Below are 18,280 nucleotides of genomic sequence, written 5' to 3'. Positions count from 1 at the left end.
GGGGGCCTCTCAGGTAGCCACTTGCACAATGTTCAAGTACGACCCTAAGGAGGACTTGAACATTGTGCAAGTGCGTCTGAGCCCGAGCGGCGGCGGGTCAGCGGTAGGCGGCGGCCTGGAGGGTGTAGAGCTCGGCGTAGAGGCCGTCGAGGGACATCAGGGTGGCGTGGTCGCCCTGCTCGGTGACCTTGCCGTGGTCGAGGACATAGATGCGGTCGGCGTAGCGGACGCTGGCCAGGCGGTGGGTGATGAGCAGGACGGTGCGGCCGTCGGAGTGGTGGCGGATGCGTTCGAAGAGGGCGTGTTCGGCGCGGGCATCGAGAGCGGCGGTGGGTTCGTCGCAGATGAGCAGGTCGGCGTCGCGGTGGAAGCCGCGGGCCACGGCGATGCGCTGCCATTGGCCGCCGGACAGCTCGTGGCCGTCCTTGAAGCGGCGGTCCAGCAGGGTGCGGTAGCGGTGCGGGAGGCCTGCGATGACCTCGTCGGCGCCGGCCACGGCGGCGGCCGCGTCCAGGGCGTCCGGGCCTTTGTCGGTGCCCATGGTGATGTTGTAGCGGGCGGTCAGCGGCCAGCGGGTGTGATCCTGGGCGATGACGGCGGTGCGCAGGCGGTGCTCTTCGGGGTCGACCTGGCTCAGGTCGGTGGAGTCCCAGCAGACCGTGCCGGAGTCCGGCTCGTACAGACCGGCGAGGATCTTGGAGAGGGTGGTCTTGCCGGAGCCGTTCTCGCCGACGAAGGCGATGACCTCGCCGCGTTTGATCTCGATGGAGACGTTTCGCAGGGCGGGCTCGTCGGCTCCCGGGTAGGTGAAGGTCACGTCGGAGGCGACGATGCGGTCGAAGCCCTCGGGAGCCGGGGCCGGGCGAGGGGTGGTCAGGCGGCGTTCGGCGTCGGCGCAGAACTCCAGGAAGTCGGTGAAGTACAGGCCCTGCTCGTAGAGACGGTTGGTGGCGTACAGGAAGCTGCTGAGCGAGCTCTGGCCCGATCGGATGGCCAGGACCGCCGTGCCCGCCACCGCCAGCGGGATGGCGGCCAGGGCCAGCAGCACACCCAGGGCGACGTAGACCAGCGCGGTGCCGAGGCCGCCCAGCGCCTCGCCGATCAGGCGGGCGAAGGTCTCGCGGCGGGCCAGGCGGAGCATGACCTCCTGCTCGGCCTTGGCCACCGCGTCGTACATGCGCAGCAGGAACCCGCGCATCGTGAACGAGCGCACCTCGGCCGCGGACTCCCGCTCCGCCAGCAGCTCCGCGATGATCCACTTGCGGCGGCGGGCCGGGATCAGGCCGTACATGGTGGAGTAACGCATGCGCGCGCTGCGGACCGCCGCCCACGCGTCAGGCAGGACGGCGAGCAGCAGCAGCGGCAGCAGCACCGGGTGGAGCACGCCGAGCACCCCGGCCGCGGCCACGATGCCGACCGCCGCCGTGACCACGTCGACGGCCGAGGACACCACCCAGTCGGCCACGGCCACGCCCCGGCCTCTGGCGCGTTCCAGGGCGTCGTGGAACTCGGGGTCGTCGTAGGCCACCAGCTCCACCCGGCTGGTCAGGCCGTACAGCCGCTCCTCGGTCAACCGGGTGATCTGCGGGGTGAGACGCGACTCCGCCCAGCCGGCGCCCGCCTGAACGGTCGTGCGCAGCACGGCCGCGCCGCCGACGAGGACGAGGCTGGGCAGCGCGGCCATCACCCGGTCGGGGGTGGGGCCCTCGCTGAAGAGGGCGGTGAGCACGCCGGTCGTCGCCAGCAGGCCGAAGGCCGTGAAGACGCCGCCGAGGAGGTTGAGACTGATCGTGGCGAGCGTGTCGCGCGGGCTCGCGCCCCACGCCATGCGCAGCGCTTGGGACACGAGTGAGGGGAGCCGCCTGGCGATGGTCAGGAAGCCGACCTCCGCCATCTTGTCGTTGTGAGCGTTCCATTTGGGGGTGGCGATCTCGCCGAGTTCGAGAGGCTCATCCGGCATGCTCTGAGTATGCGGCCGGGCACTGACAGTTTGTCATCTCGATAAAACGGGGCTGCCCAGCGCGGAGGGTCATATCACCGCGATAGGGGCAATCTGATAGCTCTCCCGGGGCGAAGGGTGCGAATACCGTGGCGGCACCCCCTACTCCTCCGAGGAGGCCCCGTGCCAAGACCCCTTCGTCTCACGCTCTCCCTCTTACTCAGCCTCACGTTCCTGCTGGTCACCGCGCCCGCACAGGCCGCGTCCCTGGTCCGGGTGGTCAGGTACGACCCCAGCAGGGCGGCGGAGTTCGTGACCGTGGTGAACCAGGCGGCCCAGATCTGGAACTCGAGTGTCACCAATGTCCGGCTCGTCCAGGGGACACCCGCCGACTTCGTGGTGTACGCCGACAACGGCTGGCCGCGGGCGCTGCCCACCAGCCTGGGCCGCGGCACGATCTGGATGGGCAGGCAGGCCACCGCCCAGGGCTACAACCGGCTCCGCATCGCCGCCCACGAGATCGGCCACATCCTGGGCCTCCCGGACCGGCGCACCGGGCTGTGCGCCGACCTGATGTCGGGCTCGAGCGCGCCGGTGAGCTGCGCCAATGCGAACCCGAACGCCGCCGAGCGGGCCGAGGTCGACCGCAACTTCGCCGGAGGCACGCCGCAGGTGGAGTTCGGCCAGCTTCTCGTGGACCGCTGACCCGGTAAGCACCGGCTGCTCGCGGACCGCCGACCCGGCCGGGCGGCGGCGTCCGGTCCGCCCGGACGCCGCCGCCTTCGGCGAACCGTCAGGAGCCGGTGGGCGGGATGCGGACGATGCGGTCGTCCGCGGACACCGGGCTGCCGCGGCCGTCCCGGTTGCTGGTCGTCACCCAGAGCCAGCCGTCGGGCCCGACCGCCGCCGCGCGCAGCCGCCCGTACGTGCCCCGGAGCTCGGCGACCGGCGTCCCCGCCCCGCCGCTGCTCGTCACGGGCACCGTCCACAGCCGCGTCCCGCGCAGCGCGGCGACGAAGAGCGTGTTGTTCGCGTACGCCAGCCCGCTCGGCGACGCCTCGGCCGTCGACCAGGTGACGACGGGATCGCGGAACGACGGATTGCCGCAGACGCCCTCGCAGGTGGGCCAGCCGTAGTTGCCGCCCGCCACGATCAGGTTGACCTCGTCCCTGGCGTTCTGCCCCAACTCGGCGGCGAAGAGCCTGCCCTGCGCGTCCCAGGCCAGTCCCTGCACGTTGCGGTGCCCGTAGCTGTAGACCCGCGAGTTGCCGAACGGGTTGCCCGGCGGGATGCCGCCGTCAGGCCTGATGCGCAGGATCTTCCCGGCAGGGGTGTTGAGGTTCTGGGCGTTGGCGGTGTTGGCCGCGTCCCCGGTGGCCACGTACAGCAGGCCGTCTGGGCCGAACGCGATGCGCCCGCCGTTGTGGATGGAGGAGCGTGGCACGCCGGAGAGCAGGACGGTCTGGGTCTGCGGGGCGCTCAGCCGCAGGCGCACGAGCCGGTTGTCGGAGCTGCTGCTGAAGTACGCGTACACCCACTGGTCCTGGGCGTACGTCGGCGAGACGGCGATGCCGAGCAGCCCGCCCTCCCCCGAGGCGGACACCCCGTTGACGGTGGCCACCTGCGTGGGCGACTGGCCGGGACGCACCCGCAGGATCCTGGCGGTGTTGCGCTCCGAGACCAGCGCGCTGCCGTCCGGCAGGAACGCCAGCCCCCACGGCACCTGCAGGTTCGTCACGGCCACCTGCGCCCGGGAGTAGTCGAAGCCGCCGATGGCGGAGGCCGGGGAGGGCGCGACCAGGACGAGCCCCGCGGCGGCTAAGAGGACCATGATCACGGCGCGTACGCGCATGGCTAGCTCCTTGACTGATTGTCGAGATCTCTGTACGTACCCGTCATCCTCAGCTGTAGCCCGCCGGTCTTCGCGGGCAAGGGCGCCACGAGGCCCCCGGAAACGGTCGGCTGACGTGCTCGCCCCGGACAGGGTCCAAGGTGGCGGCGCACTCCCCCGCGCCCGGAGGCGCGTCCTGCGCCGGGCGAAACCGGGTGAAAGTTTCAGGCGCGCCCGCGGGCGGAACGGGGCCGGCGTGAAACTTTCATCGCGGCTTTACCGCCTGTGAGGCAGTGCCGATAATACGCGAAGGAAAGCGCTTTCCGACTATTCCATGGAGGCACCTGACAGACGGAGAGCATCATGCCCTTCACCTCATCACGCGCCCCGGGCTGGGCGGCCGTCCTCGTGGCGGCCGCGCTGGCCGTGCCGTCAACCGGCGGCGCGCCCGCGCAGGCCGCCGACGGACCGGCCGGGTTCGCGGCCGTCAACGCCCTCGGCCAGAACGGCACCACCGGCGGCGCCGGCGGCAGGACCGTCACCGCGACCAATGCCGAGCAGTTCCTCGAGTACATCGACAGCCTCGAGCCCCTGGTCATCCAGGTCTCGGGCACGATCTCGATCACCAGCAAGCAGGGGGTGCGCCCCAACAAGACCATCGTCGGCGTCGGCGCCACGGGGCACATCACCGGCGGGGGCCTGGACTTCTACCGGTCCTACAACGTGATCGTGCGCAACCTCCGCTTCACGAACGCCGAGGACGACGCCGTCAACATCGGGCAGAACTCCCACCACATCTGGATCGACCACAACACGTTCTCCGGCGCGGTGGACGGCTCGGTGGACATCGTCAGGGGCGCCGACTACGTCACCGTCTCGTGGAACCACTTCGACCACTCCGACAAGTCCATGCTGATCAGCCACTCCGACGGCGCCTCGGGCACGGACGTCGGACACCTCAAGGTGAGCATCCACCACAACTTCTTCGACCACAGCCGCCAGCGCCACCCGCGCATCCGTTTCGGGGAGCCGGTGCACGTCTACAACAACTACTTCCTGGGCAACGAGCTGTACGGGGTGGCCTCCACGCAGAACGCGGGCGCCGTGGTCGAGGGCAACTACTTCGAGAACGTGCCACACCCGCTCTACTCCGCCAGCGGGTACGGCGACAGCGGCCCCGGCAGGGCCGTCCAGCGCAACAACATCTTCGTGAACTCCGGCACCCCGGAGACCGCAGGAACGGTCGTCGAGCCGCGGACCTACTACGGCTACACGGTCGACCCGCCGCAGAGCGTCCCGTCGGCGGTCCGGGCGGGCGCGGGCCACGGCAAGATCGCCCCGATGGCGGCAGCGGCCGCCGCCACCCAGCTCTTCGTCGCCCCTCTTTCCTGACAAGATCCCGCACTGTATCTTGCCAGAAGGAAAGTTTCACCTATGGAGGAGTCTTGGGCAAGAAGCTTCACCTGCTGGCTTTACCGGTCGCCGCCGCCGCTCTCGCGCTGACGGCACTGCCCGCCCAGGCGGCCGACGGCTATGACCGCTGCCCCGCCGGCTACTACTGCCTGTTCTCCGGCCTCGACGGCACCGGCGACATCGTCCAGATCAAGAGCGACACCGCAGATCTCGCCGCCCTGAACATGGCCGACCGCGCCAAGTCCGACTGGAACCGGACGAGCTCGTACATCCACCTCTACTCGGAAGCCAACTACGGCGGCTGCTCGGCCCTGACCACCCCCGGCGGGAAGGGCAACTTCTACACGCCGTTCCGCGACTTCTTCAACTCCGTCCGCTTCGACGGCCCGAACGGCCCGTCGTGCTTCCCCCCTGAGGGGGTCACCGTAAAGGCCCAGGCCGACTCGCACGGCTGATCACCTTGGACAAGGGGAACCCTCGGCCGGAGTCAGCCCCGGCCGGGGGTTCCTGTGCGACGAGGATCAGCCGGTGAAGCCGACCGACGCCCAGTCGTAGAACTTGTAGCCGCGCGCGCCGAAGTTGGCGAGCGTCTTCTTCGTCGCCCAGATCTCGGGCCGCTGGTACAGCGGGATGGTGTGCACCAGGTCCCAGATCAGCTTGTCCGCGGCGTTGGCCTTCTCGAAGGACTTGGCCTGGTCCGCCTCGCTCACCGCGGCGTCGATGGCCTGGTCGAGGGCGGGGTCGTTGCTCTTGGGGAAGTTGCTCTCCGAGCCGGTCTTGTAGATCTGCGCCAGGCTGCCGACCGGCAGCGGCTCGCCGATCCACGTGAACGGCACCAGGTCGAAGTCGCCCTTGATGATGTAGTCGGTGAAGAACTTCTCCAGGGGGACCGGGCGGATCGTGACCTTGACCCCGACCTCCTTGAGCATGGCCTGGGTGAGCTCACCCTCCGTCTTCGCGGTGGGCGTGTCCGTCGGGATGACGAAGCTCAGGTTGAGCTCCTTGCCGTCCTTCTTGCGGACCTCGCCCTCCTGCTTCCAGCCGGCCGCGTCGAGGAGCTGCTTGGCCTTCTCGGGGTTGTACTTGCCGATGTCGCCGGAGTTGTCGACGTAGGCCTTGTGGTTGTTCATGAAGACGTGGTTGCCGAGCGTCTGGATCGGCCAGTCCATGTCCTTCAGGTCGGCCTGCGTGATCGCCTCACGGTTGATGCCGTAGGCGATGGCCTGCCGGACCGACTTGTCCTTCAGGAACGCGCTCTGGTTGTTGACGGTGATGTGCCGCCAGTTCGGGCTGAGCGACTTGCGGATGTCCGCGTTGGGGACTGCCTTGGCCCGCTTGAGGTCGGCCGGGTTGCCCGACGGGATGTTCGCGGCGTCGATCTCGCCGTTGGCGAAGGCGTTCACCTCCGCGGTGGGCGACTCGATCGTACGGAAGATGACCTTGTCGAGCTTGGCCTTCTTGCCCCACCACTTGTCGTCACGCACGAGGGTGAGCGTCTTGGTGCCCTCGTTGATCGACTCCACCTTGAAGGGACCCGCGGTGACGGGGATCTTCTGCAGGTAGTCCTTCTCGTACTTCTCCGGGTCCACCATGTGCTCGGCGGGGTAGAGGTGCGGGGACCGGGAGAACAGGTCCAGCCACTCCCCGTACGGCTTGCTGAAGGTGACGACGGCGACCTTGTCGGAGTCTCCCTTGGCGACCGACTCGATCTTGTCATAGCCGTCCGACGAGGCCGGCTTATACTTCTTGTCCTTACCGTTGTTGATCTTCCACGCGGCCTCGAGGTCCTTCCAGGTGATCGGCGTGCCGTCCGACCACTGGGCCTTGTCGTTGAGCGTGAAGGTCACGACCTGCTTGCCCGACGACATCTCGTTCTTGACGTCGGTCACGAAGTCCGGGTTCGGGACGAGGTTGGCCTTCTCGTCGGACACCATCAACTGCGGCATGATCGGGTCGAGCATGTCCGCCGTGTCGGCCTGGTTGCCGTCCACGTGGTTGCCGTTCCACTGGCTCGGCCACTGGCCGATCGCCAGCGTCAGGGTGCCGCCGTCCTTGACCTTGTCGTATTCGACCGGGTTGATGCTGATGGCCGGGGTCGCCGCCATCTGCTGCTGCGCCTGCTGGGACTGCTCTGCGCTGGGCTGCTTGCTCCCGCCGCCACCGCCGCAGGCCGCGACGGCCATGGCCAGGACCGCGAGTCCCGCGGCTGCCCGGTAACGAACCTTCACATTTCCTCCTGATCGTCCGAGGCCGTGATGACCTCGATCTCCTCCGCGTAGTGGCAGGCCGCGCCGTGGTCCACGGCGTTCGCGAGCCGCGTCACCCGGGGCTCTTCGTCCACACACCGCCGCCGCTCCGCCTCGCTGAGCCGGGCGAACTTGGGGCAGCGCGTACGGAACCGGCAACCCGATGGCGGGTCAGCCGGGCTGGGCAGGTCGCCTTCGAGCAGGATCCGCTTCCGGGTTCGCTCCATTTCGGGGTCCGGCAGCGGGATCGCCGACAACAGCGCCTGCGTGTAGGGGTGGGCTGGATGGTCGTAGACGTTCTCGACCGTGCCGATCTCGGCGATCTTGCCGAGGTACATCACGGCCACCCGGTCGGCCAGATGCCTGACCACGGCCAGGTCGTGGGCCACGAACAGGTACGACAGTCCCAGGCTGTTCTTCAGCTCCTCCAGCAGGTTGATCACGCCTGCCTGGATGGAGACGTCCAGCGCCGAGACCGGCTCGTCCAGCACGAGCAGTTTCGGCTCCAACGCGAGCGCGCGGGCGATGCCGATGCGCTGGCGCTGCCCGCCGGAGAACTGCTGCGGGTAGCGCTCGGCGTGCTCGGGCGAGAGCCCCACCAGCTCCAGCAGCTCGGCCACCCTGGCCCGCACGTCCTTCTTGCCGTGCGCGCGCAGCGGCTCGGCGATGATGTCGCCGATCGGCATGCGCGGGTCGAGCGCGGCCATGGGGTCCTGGAAGACGATCTGCAGGTCGCGGCGGAGCGAGCGGCGCATGGCTTTGTCCAGCTTGGCGCTGTCCTTGCCGAGCACGACGACCCGCCCGCCCTGCGGCGGCACCAGCTGCATGATCTGCTGCAGCGTGGTGGTCTTGCCACAGCCGGACTCGCCCACCAGGGCCAGCGTCTCGCCCTCGGCGACGTCGAAGCTGATGCCGTCGACCGCGTACACGGTGCCGACGCGGCGCTTGAAGACCGCGCCCTTCATCAGCGGGTAGTGCCTGATCAGATCGTCGAGCTCGAGCACGGTGGCGCGCTCGGCGCGCGGCACGCGCAGCACGTCGCTCGGCGGGATGACCGGCACAGGGAACACATCGGTGCCGGTCAGCCCCTTGTGCTCGATCTCGTGCGAGCGGATGCACGCCACGTGGCGACCGTCGCCGAACGGCGTCAGCGGCGGCTCCTCGTCGTCGCACATGTCCACCTTCATCGGGCAGCGCGGCGCGAACGGGCACCCGGGTGGCAGCGCCGACGGCGAGGGCGGGTTGCCCTCGATCGGCACCAGCGGCCCCTCCTCGCCGTCGATCCTGGGGATCGAGGCGAGCAGCCCCATGGTGTACGGCATCCGCGGGCGGTAGTAGATGTCGTCCACCGAGCCCTGCTCGACCGGACGGCCCGCGTACATCACGAGCACCCGGTCGGCCATGCCCGCGATGACGCCCAGATCATGGGTGATCATCACGATCCCGGCGCCGGTCTCCCGCTGCGCGGTCTTGAGCACCTCCAGCACCTGCGCCTGGATGGTCACGTCGAGCGCGGTGGTCGGCTCGTCGCAGATCAGCAGGTCGGGGTCGTTGGCGATAGCCATGGCGATCATCGCGCGCTGGCGCATCCCGCCGGAGAACTCGTGCGGGAACGCCTTGGCCCGCAGGCCCGCGTTCGGGATGCCGACCAGGTCGAGCAGTTCCACGGCCCGCTTGGCGGCCTTGTCCTTGCCCGTCTTCTGGTGCACGCGCACGGCCTCGGCGATCTGGTCGCCGATGGTGTAGACGGGCGTGAACGCCGACAGCGGATCCTGGAAGATCATGCTGATGGCCTTGCCGCGTACCTTGACCAGGTCGTCCTCGTCCATGCCGAGCAGCTCGCGGCCGTGCAGCTTGACCGAGCCGCTGACCTGGGCGCCCTTCGGCAGCAGGCCCATGATGGCCAGCGAGGTGACGGACTTGCCCGAGCCGGACTCGCCGACGATGCCGAGCACCTCGCCGCGCTCGACCTCGTACGACACCCCGCGCACGGCCTGGACGCCGCCGGGGAAGGTGACGGTGAGGTCGCTGACCTCCAAGATGCTCACGAGTTGCTCCCCGGGTCGAGTGCGTCACGCAGGCCGTCGCCGAGCAGGTTGATGCTCAGCACCAGGAGCAGCAGCAACCCGGCGGGGAAGGCGAACAGCCACGGGTAGCCGGTGGCGTTGCGGGAGCCCTCGGCGATCAGCGTGCCGAGGGAGACGTCCGGCGGTTGGATGCCGAAGCCGAAGAAGGACAGCGCCGCCTCGCCGATGACCGCGCCGCTGACGTTGATCGTCGCGTCGATGATCAGCAGGGAGGACAGGTTCGGCACGATGTGGCGGGCGATGATCTTCCAGCGCGGGATGCCCATGTAGACGGCCGCCAGGACGTACTCCCGCTCGCGCAGCGAGACCGTCATGCTCCGCACCACCCTGGAGGTGATCATCCAGGTGAACGCGGCGAGCAGCGCCACGAACCAGAGCCAGCTGGCGCCTTTCAGCCGCGGCGAGACGATCGCGAGGATCAGGAAGCTGGGGAGCACGAGGAGGAGATCGACGCCCCACATGAGGACCCTGTCCAGCCAGCCGCCGAAATATCCGGCGAACGCCCCCACCACGGCGGCGAGGCCGGTGGCGATGAGGGCGACCAGCAATCCGATGACGAGGGACTTCTGCATGCCGCGGAGCGTGACCGCGTACATGTCGGCGCCGATGGAGGTGGTGCCCCACCAGTGGTCGCCGCCGGGTGGCGACATGAAGGCCATGAAGTCCTTCTCGGTCCAGTCGTACGGGCCGAGGAAAGGGCCGACGTAGGCCAGCAGCACCAGCAGGATCAGGGTGATGCCGCCATAGCGGAACTGCTTGTTGCGGAGCAGCCGCCGCAGGACAACTTTGGAACGCACTTAGCTCACCCGCACCCGAGGATCGAGGATCGCCACCATCACGTCCGACAGGAAGGCCGCGAACAGCACGCAAACGGCGGAGAACAAGGTCACCGCGGCGACGGAGTTGACGTCGTTCTGGTTGATCGAGTCGATCAGCCAGGCGCCCATGCCGTGCCAGGAGAAGATCTTCTCGGTGAAGATGGCCCCGGTGAGCAGCGTGCCGAAGTTGAAGGCGAAGTAGGTGGACGCCGGGATCAGCGCGGTGCGCAACGCGTGCTTGTAGAGCGCGGTCCTGCGTCGCAGGCCCTTGGCGATCGCGGTGCGGACGAAGTCCTGGCCGAGCACGTCGAGCATCATGTTGCGCTGGATGCGGCTGTAGAAGGCGGCTCCCGACACGCCGAGGCTGAGCGAGATGGTCGGCAGGATCAGGTGGTTCAGCCGGTTGACGAACTGGTCCCAGCCCGACAGCTGGGGGTTGTACTCACCGGTGTACTCGATCAGGGTGAACCCCAGCCCTCTGTTGAGGCTGATCGCGGCTATGGCGAGCAACGTGGCCAGCAGGAACACCGGGATCGCCAGGATCACGAAAGAGCTGACCCCGATCGCCCGGTCGGTGAAGCTGTATTGCTTCACCGCGGAGACCGCGCCCAGTAACACGCCGACGACGAAGCCGACGACCGTGCCGATGATCAGCAGCCGGAGGCTGACGAAGATGCGCCGGCCCATCTCATCGTTCACCGAGCCGCCGTTCCACGTCTTGCCGAGGTCCCCGGTGAGCACGCCCTTGGCCCAGGTGCCGTAACGGACCAGGACAGGGGTCTTGTCGTTCAGGTTGTAGGCGTCGAGCGTGGCGTCGATGACGGCCTCGGGGACCGGAGGTTGGCGGCCCTGGTACGCGGACCGCGGGCTCATGGTGGTCGCGGCAAGCATGTACGTGAGACTTGCCGCTATGGCGACCAAGATCACATTTATAGCCAACCTGCGAAGCAGGTACTTGCCCATTACTCTCCGTTCGCGCTGACCGGGGACACGTGCTTCCATCCGGAGAGGTGTCCCCGCAACGAAAACCCATCTCGTGCTGCAAAAACCCCAAGCACCTCGAGATGGCGATCAACGCGCAGAATATAAGCAAAAATGTAACAGACAGAAACCAGTGGACATAACGGTCAGGTCACTCACAATAGCCGGCGAGGGTTGGTCGGCCGCCTTACCAGAACCGCTCTGACCTGCGGAAACACCCCTCATTTCGACATCTTTTACGACACTCGCAAGGGGTCGAGTGTCACAGAATCCGGACATTAATTGACGGCCACGGAAAGTGATCCACTTCACGCCCATCTGATCGTCAAGTGAGTTCGGACACTACCCTGGCGACGGCCTCGTACGAGTCCCGCACGCCGTCGCGGTTGCCCAGACGGTGGCACTCCAGCCGGATCGCGCCGCCCAAGCACGACGCGACGTCGCCCCCGACGGCTCGGTCCGGACTCGCGCTCGCGCTCTGCACTCCACCCGGGTCCTCCACACCCGGTGCGGGCCGGCCGATGACCCTGCCCACCCGCGAGGTCACATCCTTGATATCGATGTCACATCTCTCATGAGGCGGCCGATCAACACCGAGGAGCAACGTCTCATGACCATTCTCGCGTAACAGGAGCATTGGGACTGTCACCGTTACGTCGGCAGCCACTTACCAACCGTCACCGGCAGGTTCATCCATCGACGACAGGCGGCGGACCGACCGATGCCTATCCCGACCGTGTGGCCTGAATGTCCACGACTCCACTTTCATGCCTTGACATTTCCCACACGCCCGGTCAAGACTTATTGCACGGGGCGGGGGAGCGCGGATCTCTATATCCCTCCACCGGAGAGCCATAGATGATGTCATGCGCCATTCAATATTCAACACATGGTTGAATCCGCAAGGTCAAATCTCGAGATGTGCGCGGCCGGACAGGCTATTCCACGCGCCCGTTTCGAGCGTTGGGCTGGGCTTATCGGGGAGGATCCTCAACTGTGCGCAACGAGCAATTCGCCACCAAAAGGAGAGAATCAGACTTTGAATTGAAACTAGGCGCGGTGCGGGTGGGGACGGGCACGTTCGCACCGCCGCGGATATGGCGGCCAGTGCGGTCGCCCGCACTCGTTCATTCCGGGATGTACGAAGTGGTGGTGCCGATCCGTGGCACGGTTCGGGCGTCGTGGGACGGGCGAGACAGCGTACTGGAGGCGGGCGACCTGTACGTGCACGACATCGCTCGCCTTGACCGCTTGGCCTTCCACGCGCCGGGTGAGCACGGGGCGTGTCGGATCGTCACCGCCAGGGTGCCCGTCTCGCTGGCGGTGCTGCCGATGGGTGGCGAGGATCAGGTGCTCGGACGCCGACTCACGGGCAGCGCCGGGGTAGGCGCGCTGCTGGCCGGATTCCTCACCCGGCTCACCGCCGACGCCGCGTCTTACCAGCCCGCCGACGGCCCTCGGCTCGGGAAGATCCTGCTCGATCTGGTGACGGCGTTCTTCGCCCACCTGGTCAACGCCGACCCCGGGCCAGACCCGAGCACCCGGCAGCAGTGGATGGTCGCGCAAATAGAGAAGTTCATCCGGCAGCATTTGGACGATCCGCGGTTGAGCCCGCGTACGATCGCGGCGGCGCACCACATCTCCCTCAGCTACTTGCACCAACTCTTCAAAATACAGGGCACGACGGTGTCCGTCTGGATCCGCGGCCAGCGGCTGGAGAACGCACGGCGCGACCTCGCCGATCCCGAGCTTTCCGGGACATCCGTGTACGACATCGCCTCCCGTTGGGGATTCGCCCACGCGGCGACGTTCAGCCGCGCCTTTCGCGCCGTGTACGGCATCGCTCCCAGGGATTACCGCTGCCGGGCGTTCCATTCCCAGGTGTGAAGGAGGTCGGCGATGGTCGACTGCATGCTCATCGGATTCAACGACTACGATTTCGACTCCTATGTGAACATGGTCGCCGCCGGCGGCCTGGAAACGGGCGCTTACCAGGATGTGCGGCTCGCCTTTGTGCACCACAACGGCCGGCGATATCGCGCTCTCGATCTGTTGTCCGAGCTCGCCGACGCTGCCGCCGTGCCCCCGCACGGCTTTCACAACTCCGATTTCATGTGGCCGGTGATCACGTACCTCGGCTCTTTTCTCGCGCGGCGCGGTTTTGCTTTTGACTATGTCAATCTCTTCCAACTGGAGAAGGACCGGCTGCGGGAGCGGCTGACGAGCGGCGAGGTGGGCTCGGTCGCCATCACGACGACCCTGTATGTGTCCCCGCACCCGATCATCGAGATCGTGGACTTCGTCCGCGCCTGCGCGCCGCACGTCCCGATCATCGTCGGCGGACCGTACATCACGAATCTGGAGGCCCACGGCAAAGCCATCATGAACCGGTCTCTCTCCGCCCTCGGAGTGGACATCGCGGTGGTCGACCGGGAGGGTGAGCTCGCGCTGACCCGCGTACTGAGCGCGCTACGCGCAGGCAGCGATCTCCGCGCGATAGACAACCTGGTCATCCGTGCCGGCGAAGAGTGGGTGCACACCCCCCGCGCGCCCGAGTCGAACGGCCTGACGGAGAACATGGTCGATTACACCCTGTTCCAGGCGGCGGCATTCAACGAGTTCGCCACCACCCGCACCGCGAAGTCCTGCCCGTTCTCCTGCTCCTTCTGCGGGTTCCCCAAGCGAGCGGGCCGGTACACCTACATGGACCTGTCGTGCGTCGAACGCGAGCTTGACCATCTCGCCGAGATCGGGCCCGTCAACACCATCACGTTCATCGACGACACCTTCAACGTGCCGAAGAACCGGTTCCGCGACATCATGCGGCTGATGATCGAGAAAGGGTACGGATTTCGCTGGAACTCCTACTACCGCAGCGACCACGGCGACCGGGAGACCATCGAGCTGATGGCGGCCGCGGGATGCGAAGGCGTGTTCCTCGGCATCGAGTCTGGCAGCGACGACCAGCTCAAGCGGATGAACAAGACCGCCCGCCGGGCGGACTACCTGTCGGCGTTACGATCGTTCCGCGACGTCGGAATATCGACCTACGCCTCGCTCATCATCGGGTTCCCCGGTGAGACGGACGCCACCGTCGGGGAGACCATCAGCCTGCTCGATGAGGGCCGCCCCGACTTCTTCCGCGCTCAGTTGTGGTACGCCGACCCGGTGACCCCCATCTGGAGCAAGAGGGAGGAGTACGGCATCCGCGGCGGCGGGTTCAGCTGGGAACACGACACCATGACGGCCAAGGAGGCGTGCCGCCATATCGAGCGGATTTTCATGACCGTCGACGACCCGATCTGGATGCCGCAGTTCGGGTTCGAGCAGTGGAGCACGTTCTACTTGCAGCGCAAGGGCATGCCCATGCGCCAGATCAAGGAATACCTGCAGTCGTTCAACGCGGCCATCCGGGAGCAGTTGAGTGATCCTGGCCGATCCGAGATCGGCGAGGAGCTGCTGGCCCGGCTGAAGGCCGCGGCGGCGTTCCCGCTTCCGGCGGCCGTTCGCGACCAGGCCGCCGCCCACGTCGCGCGCTGATGCCCGCCACGTCTCCGGCACGGAAGCTCACGTGACACCGTCACCCGAATCCGTTCTGCCCACCCTCGGTGTGCTCGGCGGTATGGGGCCGGCTGCGGGCGCCGAATTCCTCCGCGTCTTCGTGCGCCTGTGGCCGGCCCGGTCCGATCAGGAGCACCCCCGGGTGTTGCTGCTGTCCGAACCGGACATACCCGACAGGACCGAGGCCCTTGCCGGGCGGCAGCCGGATCCCACAGCCCTGATCCGCTCGCGGCTGCTCCTGCTGAACGAGTGGGGCGCCAACCTGCTCGCGGTGCCGTGCAACACGGCGTTCGCCTTCATCGACCGGTTCAGCCACGAGTTACCCGTGCCCGTCGTGCACCCGGTGCGGGCGGCCATCGCGGCCGCGTCCCGCAGGGCCCCGGAGGGCGCATGGCTGATGGCGACCGATGGCACGGTGGCGTGCGGTCTTTACCAGAAGCACGCCGCCGAGCAGGAATATGACCTGCTTATCCCGGATTCCAGTGCTCAGGCGGCCGTGCAGCGCAGCCTGCGCGCTGTCAAGGCGGGGGATCTCGCCGAGGCTGCCCGGTCGCTGACGATCGCGGTCGGGGCGCTTCGTGCCACGCGTCCACTGCCGTTCCTGCTCGGATGCACCGAGCTGTCGCTGGCGTGGCAAGCCGCGGGCGATCCCGGTGTCGCAGTCGACAGCCTCAACGTCCTGGCCGCCGAGTGTGTCCGCAGGCTCACTCCGCTGACCCGGCGAGCCGGATCAGCTCAGCGGTCACTGCGGCGACGTGAGGCCGCAGGATGACCTCGACGTGCGCGCACGGCATCTCGATGATCCGAAGTCCGCCGTGGCACAACCTCGCCCACTGTTCGCCGGCAGCGCGCGCCTTGCCGGGCTGGGCAGTGACGAAGAGCAGCGCCGCACCGCGGTACGGCCGGGGCCGGTATGCGACCATCGCATGCCGGTTGCAGCTGAACACGTCCAGCATCCGGCTGAGGCGCTCCTCTCCCGCGCCCGGTGGGAGCAGGCTGGCGGAGCGCATGCTCGAGAGCACCCGCGATCTTCGTACGGCGGGGTCGAGCGCCGCGACCTCCTCGCGGCGCATCGCCGGTTCCCGGTCGGAGATCGCCGCGAAGTACTCCAGGAAATCGGCGAGCACGCCGATCTCGTCCGTGGCCGGCTCGTCGGATCCGGTGCGGATCGGAGGATCCAGCATCGCGAGAATCTCCACGTCTTCCCCGGCGTCGGCGAGCTGGCACGCCATCTCGTAGGCCACCAGACCGCCGAACGACCACCCGCACAGCCGCCATCCCCCCGCCCCATGGAGCGGTCGCGCCCGTTCCAGGTACTCGGCCGCCAGTGCGTCGATGCCTTCGAGCGGTCGCTCCCCCGGTTCCAGCCCTTCCGCCTGGAGCGCGTAGACGGGGAAGGCCAGCTCGGGGGATCTCGCGAGGTCCTGGTAGCAGAAGACGCCGCCACCCGCTGGATGGACGCAGATCAAGGGCTCCCCGTCGCCGTCCGGGCGCAGCGGAACAGGGCTGCGCCCGAGGCCGCGCGGGCGCGCACCGTGCGCGCGCAGGTCGACCGACATCGGTTCCATGACACCTCGCAAAAGGGGGACTGACTCAGAACAACAGCCGCGGCCGGTACGACGTCAGCCATCGGTCCAGGGCGAGCACCTGCTCGCGGGCCCGCCGGGTGAACAGTTCGCTGCCGCTGCCGCCCACGTCGGCGGCGAGCCATTTGAGCTTGCGCGGATCGGCCAGGTCGAAGACCGGCGCGTCCCGGCGGGACATCAGGTCCGCGTACTCCTCGCGGACGAGCGCGACGTACCGGCGGTCCTGCGTGGTCGGGTAATGGCTCTTGCGCCGGTCGCGGACCGACCGTGGCAGCAGGTCGGCTACCGCGGAGCGCAACACGCTCTTCTCTCGTCCGTCGAAGACCTTGAGCTTCCACGGCAGGTTGAAGGCGAACTCCACCAGCCGGTGATCGCAGTACGGCACCCGTACCTCGAGCCCCACGGCCATGCTCATCCGGTCCTTGCGCTCCAGGAGGGCGGGCACATAGCGGGTGATGTGCAGGTAGGTGATCTCGCGCATCCTCCGGCCGTGCTCGTCCTCGCCGGGAAGCGCCGGCACCTCGGCCAGCGCGTCCCGGTACGACTGCCGGAGGTGGTCGTCCAGGGCGAGAAGGGCGTCGAGGTCGGGGCGGAGAACGGAGAACCGGGGGAACCGCCCGGTCTCGGCCACCCACGGGTAGGTGTCCGCCGCCACGCTGCGCGAGTCGTGAAACCAGCCGTATCCGCCGAAGATCTCGTCGGCTGCCTCGCCGGAGAGCGCGACGGTCGCGTGCTCGCGCACCGAGCGGAACAGAAGGTGCAGCGATGTGCTCATGTCGGCCTGCAGCGGCGGCTGGTCGTAGGCGCGCAGCACGGCGGAGCGGATGGCCGGGTCGAACAGCCGGGCGCTGTCCAGCACCACCCGGGAGTGCTCGGAGCCGACATGGGCGACGACGTCCGCGACGAAGGGCGCGTCGAGGTCGGGCCGTTCCTCGTCGGGCCGGAAGCTCTCCGCGTGACCGTCGAACTCGACCGAGAAGGAGCGGACGGTCCCCGCCCCGCGGCGCGCCGCCAACGCCGTGATCGCGCTCGAGTCGAGGCCGCCGGACAACAGCGTCCCGATCGGCACGTCGGCGACCATCTGCCGGTCGACGATGTCTTCGAGAAGCTCTCGCGTCCGCGAGGCCGCGGCGTCCGCGTCCCCCGCGTACGGCTCGGCGCGCAGCCGCCAGTAGGCGCGCGTGCGGCGGCCTCGTTCATCGGCGAGCACGATCGTGCCGGGTCGTACCTCGTTGATTCCGCGCCAGACACTGGCTCCGGGCGTCCGCACCGGGGCGAGCACCTCGCGCAGGCCCACGACGTCGACGGCAGGTTCGAAACGCGGGTGGGCGAGGATGGCCTTCGGCTCCGATCCGAACAACAACCCCGTGGGCGTGGGCGCGTAGAACAGCGGCTTGACGCCCAGCCGGTCGCGTGCCAGCAGAAGCCGGCGGCGCGGCGGATCCCACAGCGCGAAGGCGTACATGCCGTTGAGCCGTTCGACGAAGTCCTCGCCCCAGGCCAGGTACGCCTGGAGCACCACCTCGGTGTCGCTTCGTGTGCGGAACTCCCGGCCCAGCCGGCTGAGCTCTGCCCGGAGTTCGGCGTGGTTGTAGACCTCCCCGCTGTAGGTCAGGGCGGCCATGACGACACCGTCGCGAAAGGCCACCATGGGCTGGCGTCCGCCCGCGATGTCGATCACCGCCAGCCGCCGGTGCCCGAGCGCCGCATGCCGGTCCGCCCAGACGCCGTGGTCGTCGGGGCCCCGGCAGGCCATGGTCTCGGCCATGGCGTGTACGGCGGGCCGCTCGCGGGTCAGATCCGCCGCATAGTCCACCC

The 18,280-nt window shown here is 68.2% G+C and carries 15 protein-coding genes; 6 read left to right on the top strand and 9 right to left on the bottom strand.

Annotation, left to right across the window (positions count from 1 at the left end; genetic code table 11):
- Positions 1–97: 97 nt before the first annotated feature.
- A complete protein-coding gene (locus ACIBVN_RS03345) occupies positions 98–1,960 on the bottom strand; it encodes an ABC transporter ATP-binding protein (protein WP_397132159.1) in 1,863 nt (620 codons plus the stop codon).
- 162 nt (positions 1,961–2,122) lie between these two features.
- Between ACIBVN_RS03345 and ACIBVN_RS03340 the strand changes: the two genes are divergently transcribed.
- The gene (locus tag ACIBVN_RS03340; RefSeq protein WP_397132157.1) at positions 2,123–2,644 is read left to right on the top strand and encodes a snapalysin family zinc-dependent metalloprotease; all 522 of its coding nucleotides are present in this window, start codon (positions 2,123–2,125) and stop codon (positions 2,642–2,644) included.
- Between the two features lie 88 nt (positions 2,645–2,732).
- Here ACIBVN_RS03340 and ACIBVN_RS03335 read toward each other — a convergent pair whose 3' ends face one another.
- Entirely contained in the window at positions 2,733–3,791 is a 1,059-nt protein-coding gene (locus tag ACIBVN_RS03335) for a PQQ-dependent sugar dehydrogenase (protein ID WP_397132155.1), read from the bottom strand.
- 342 nt (positions 3,792–4,133) lie between these two features.
- Here ACIBVN_RS03335 and ACIBVN_RS03330 point away from each other — a divergent pair, with 342 nt between their 5' ends.
- Together ACIBVN_RS03330 and ACIBVN_RS03325 are read left to right on the top strand one after the other, a co-directional pair.
- Entirely contained in the window at positions 4,134–5,162 is a 1,029-nt protein-coding gene (locus ACIBVN_RS03330; RefSeq protein WP_397132153.1) for a polysaccharide lyase family 1 protein, read from the top strand.
- A gap of 53 nt (positions 5,163–5,215) precedes the next feature.
- Positions 5,216–5,638 (top strand): peptidase inhibitor family I36 protein, encoded by a 423-nt coding sequence (locus ACIBVN_RS03325; RefSeq protein ID WP_397132151.1) that lies wholly within the window; start codon positions 5,216–5,218, stop codon positions 5,636–5,638.
- Between the two features lie 66 nt (positions 5,639–5,704).
- On the opposite strand, the gene ACIBVN_RS03320 is transcribed toward ACIBVN_RS03325, so the two are convergent.
- The 5 genes from ACIBVN_RS03320 to ACIBVN_RS03300 all read right to left on the bottom strand — a co-directional run bounded on the left by ACIBVN_RS03320 (position 5,705) and on the right by ACIBVN_RS03300 (position 11,862).
- Positions 5,705–7,411 carry an ABC transporter family substrate-binding protein gene (locus ACIBVN_RS03320; RefSeq protein WP_397132149.1) on the bottom strand — a complete coding sequence of 569 codons (1,707 nt, stop codon included), beginning with the start codon at positions 7,409–7,411 and terminating at the stop codon, positions 5,705–5,707.
- Complete coding sequence (locus ACIBVN_RS03315; protein WP_397132147.1) at positions 7,408–9,477, bottom strand: dipeptide ABC transporter ATP-binding protein; 2,070 nt, start codon at positions 9,475–9,477, stop codon at positions 7,408–7,410. Before ACIBVN_RS03315 ends, ACIBVN_RS03320 begins: the two co-directional genes overlap by 4 nt.
- A complete protein-coding gene (locus ACIBVN_RS03310; protein WP_397132145.1) occupies positions 9,474–10,313 on the bottom strand; it encodes an ABC transporter permease in 840 nt (279 codons plus the stop codon). Before ACIBVN_RS03310 ends, ACIBVN_RS03315 begins: the two co-directional genes overlap by 4 nt.
- On the bottom strand, positions 10,314–11,297 hold the full coding sequence (locus ACIBVN_RS03305; RefSeq protein WP_397132143.1) for an ABC transporter permease: 984 nt from the start codon (positions 11,295–11,297) through the stop codon (positions 10,314–10,316). It lies immediately after the preceding gene.
- Between the two features lie 343 nt (positions 11,298–11,640).
- On the bottom strand, positions 11,641–11,862 hold the full coding sequence (locus tag ACIBVN_RS03300) for a hypothetical protein (protein WP_397132141.1): 222 nt from the start codon (positions 11,860–11,862) through the stop codon (positions 11,641–11,643).
- Positions 11,863–12,236: 374 nt separating this feature from the next.
- Between ACIBVN_RS03300 and ACIBVN_RS03295 the strand changes: the two genes are divergently transcribed.
- Genes ACIBVN_RS03295 through ACIBVN_RS03285 form a run of 3 tightly spaced genes read left to right on the top strand, consistent with a single transcriptional unit; the run spans position 12,237 to position 15,648 of the window.
- Positions 12,237–13,202 carry a helix-turn-helix domain-containing protein gene (locus ACIBVN_RS03295; RefSeq protein WP_397132139.1) on the top strand — a complete coding sequence of 322 codons (966 nt, stop codon included), beginning with the start codon at positions 12,237–12,239 and terminating at the stop codon, positions 13,200–13,202.
- A 12-nt stretch (positions 13,203–13,214) separates the two neighbouring features.
- Positions 13,215–14,855 (top strand): PhpK family radical SAM P-methyltransferase, encoded by a 1,641-nt coding sequence (locus tag ACIBVN_RS03290; protein ID WP_397132137.1) that lies wholly within the window; start codon positions 13,215–13,217, stop codon positions 14,853–14,855.
- Positions 14,856–14,886: 31 nt separating this feature from the next.
- Complete coding sequence (locus ACIBVN_RS03285) at positions 14,887–15,648, top strand: aspartate/glutamate racemase family protein (RefSeq protein ID WP_397132135.1); 762 nt, start codon at positions 14,887–14,889, stop codon at positions 15,646–15,648.
- Here ACIBVN_RS03285 and ACIBVN_RS03280 read toward each other — a convergent pair.
- Together ACIBVN_RS03280 and asnB are read right to left on the bottom strand one after the other, a co-directional pair.
- Positions 15,581–16,444: an alpha/beta fold hydrolase gene (locus ACIBVN_RS03280; RefSeq protein ID WP_397132133.1), complete on the bottom strand. Its 864-nt coding sequence runs from the start codon at positions 16,442–16,444 to the stop codon at positions 15,581–15,583. The two genes, ACIBVN_RS03285 and ACIBVN_RS03280, sit on opposite strands and share 68 nt — an antisense overlap.
- A gap of 25 nt (positions 16,445–16,469) precedes the next feature.
- Positions 16,470–18,278, bottom strand: a complete 1,809-nt coding sequence (asnB, locus tag ACIBVN_RS03275) for an asparagine synthase (glutamine-hydrolyzing) (RefSeq protein WP_397132131.1) — start codon at positions 18,276–18,278, stop codon at positions 16,470–16,472.
- Between the last annotated feature and the right edge of the window lie 2 nt (positions 18,279–18,280).

The organism is Nonomuraea sp. NPDC049400, from assembly GCF_044466425.1.
Classification (GTDB): Bacteria; Actinomycetota; Actinomycetes; order Streptosporangiales; family Streptosporangiaceae; genus Nonomuraea.
Note: the sequence above shows the minus strand (reverse complement) of the source record. Positions and strands in the feature narration are given on the sequence as shown.

Coding starts and splice junctions, on each gene's coding strand:
- ACIBVN_RS03345 (WP_397132159.1), bottom strand. CDS start 1,960: ATGCCGGATGAGCCTCTCGAACTCGGCGAGATCGCCACCCCCAAATGG.
- ACIBVN_RS03335 (WP_397132155.1), bottom strand. CDS start 3,791: ATGCGCGTACGCGCCGTGATCATGGTCCTCTTAGCCGCCGCGGGGCTC.
- ACIBVN_RS03330 (WP_397132153.1), top strand. CDS start 4,134: ATGCCCTTCACCTCATCACGCGCCCCGGGCTGGGCGGCCGTCCTCGTG.
- ACIBVN_RS03305 (WP_397132143.1), bottom strand. CDS start 11,297: ATGGGCAAGTACCTGCTTCGCAGGTTGGCTATAAATGTGATCTTGGTC.
- ACIBVN_RS03290 (WP_397132137.1), top strand. CDS start 13,215: ATGGTCGACTGCATGCTCATCGGATTCAACGACTACGATTTCGACTCC.
- ACIBVN_RS03280 (WP_397132133.1), bottom strand. CDS start 16,444: ATGGAACCGATGTCGGTCGACCTGCGCGCGCACGGTGCGCGCCCGCGC.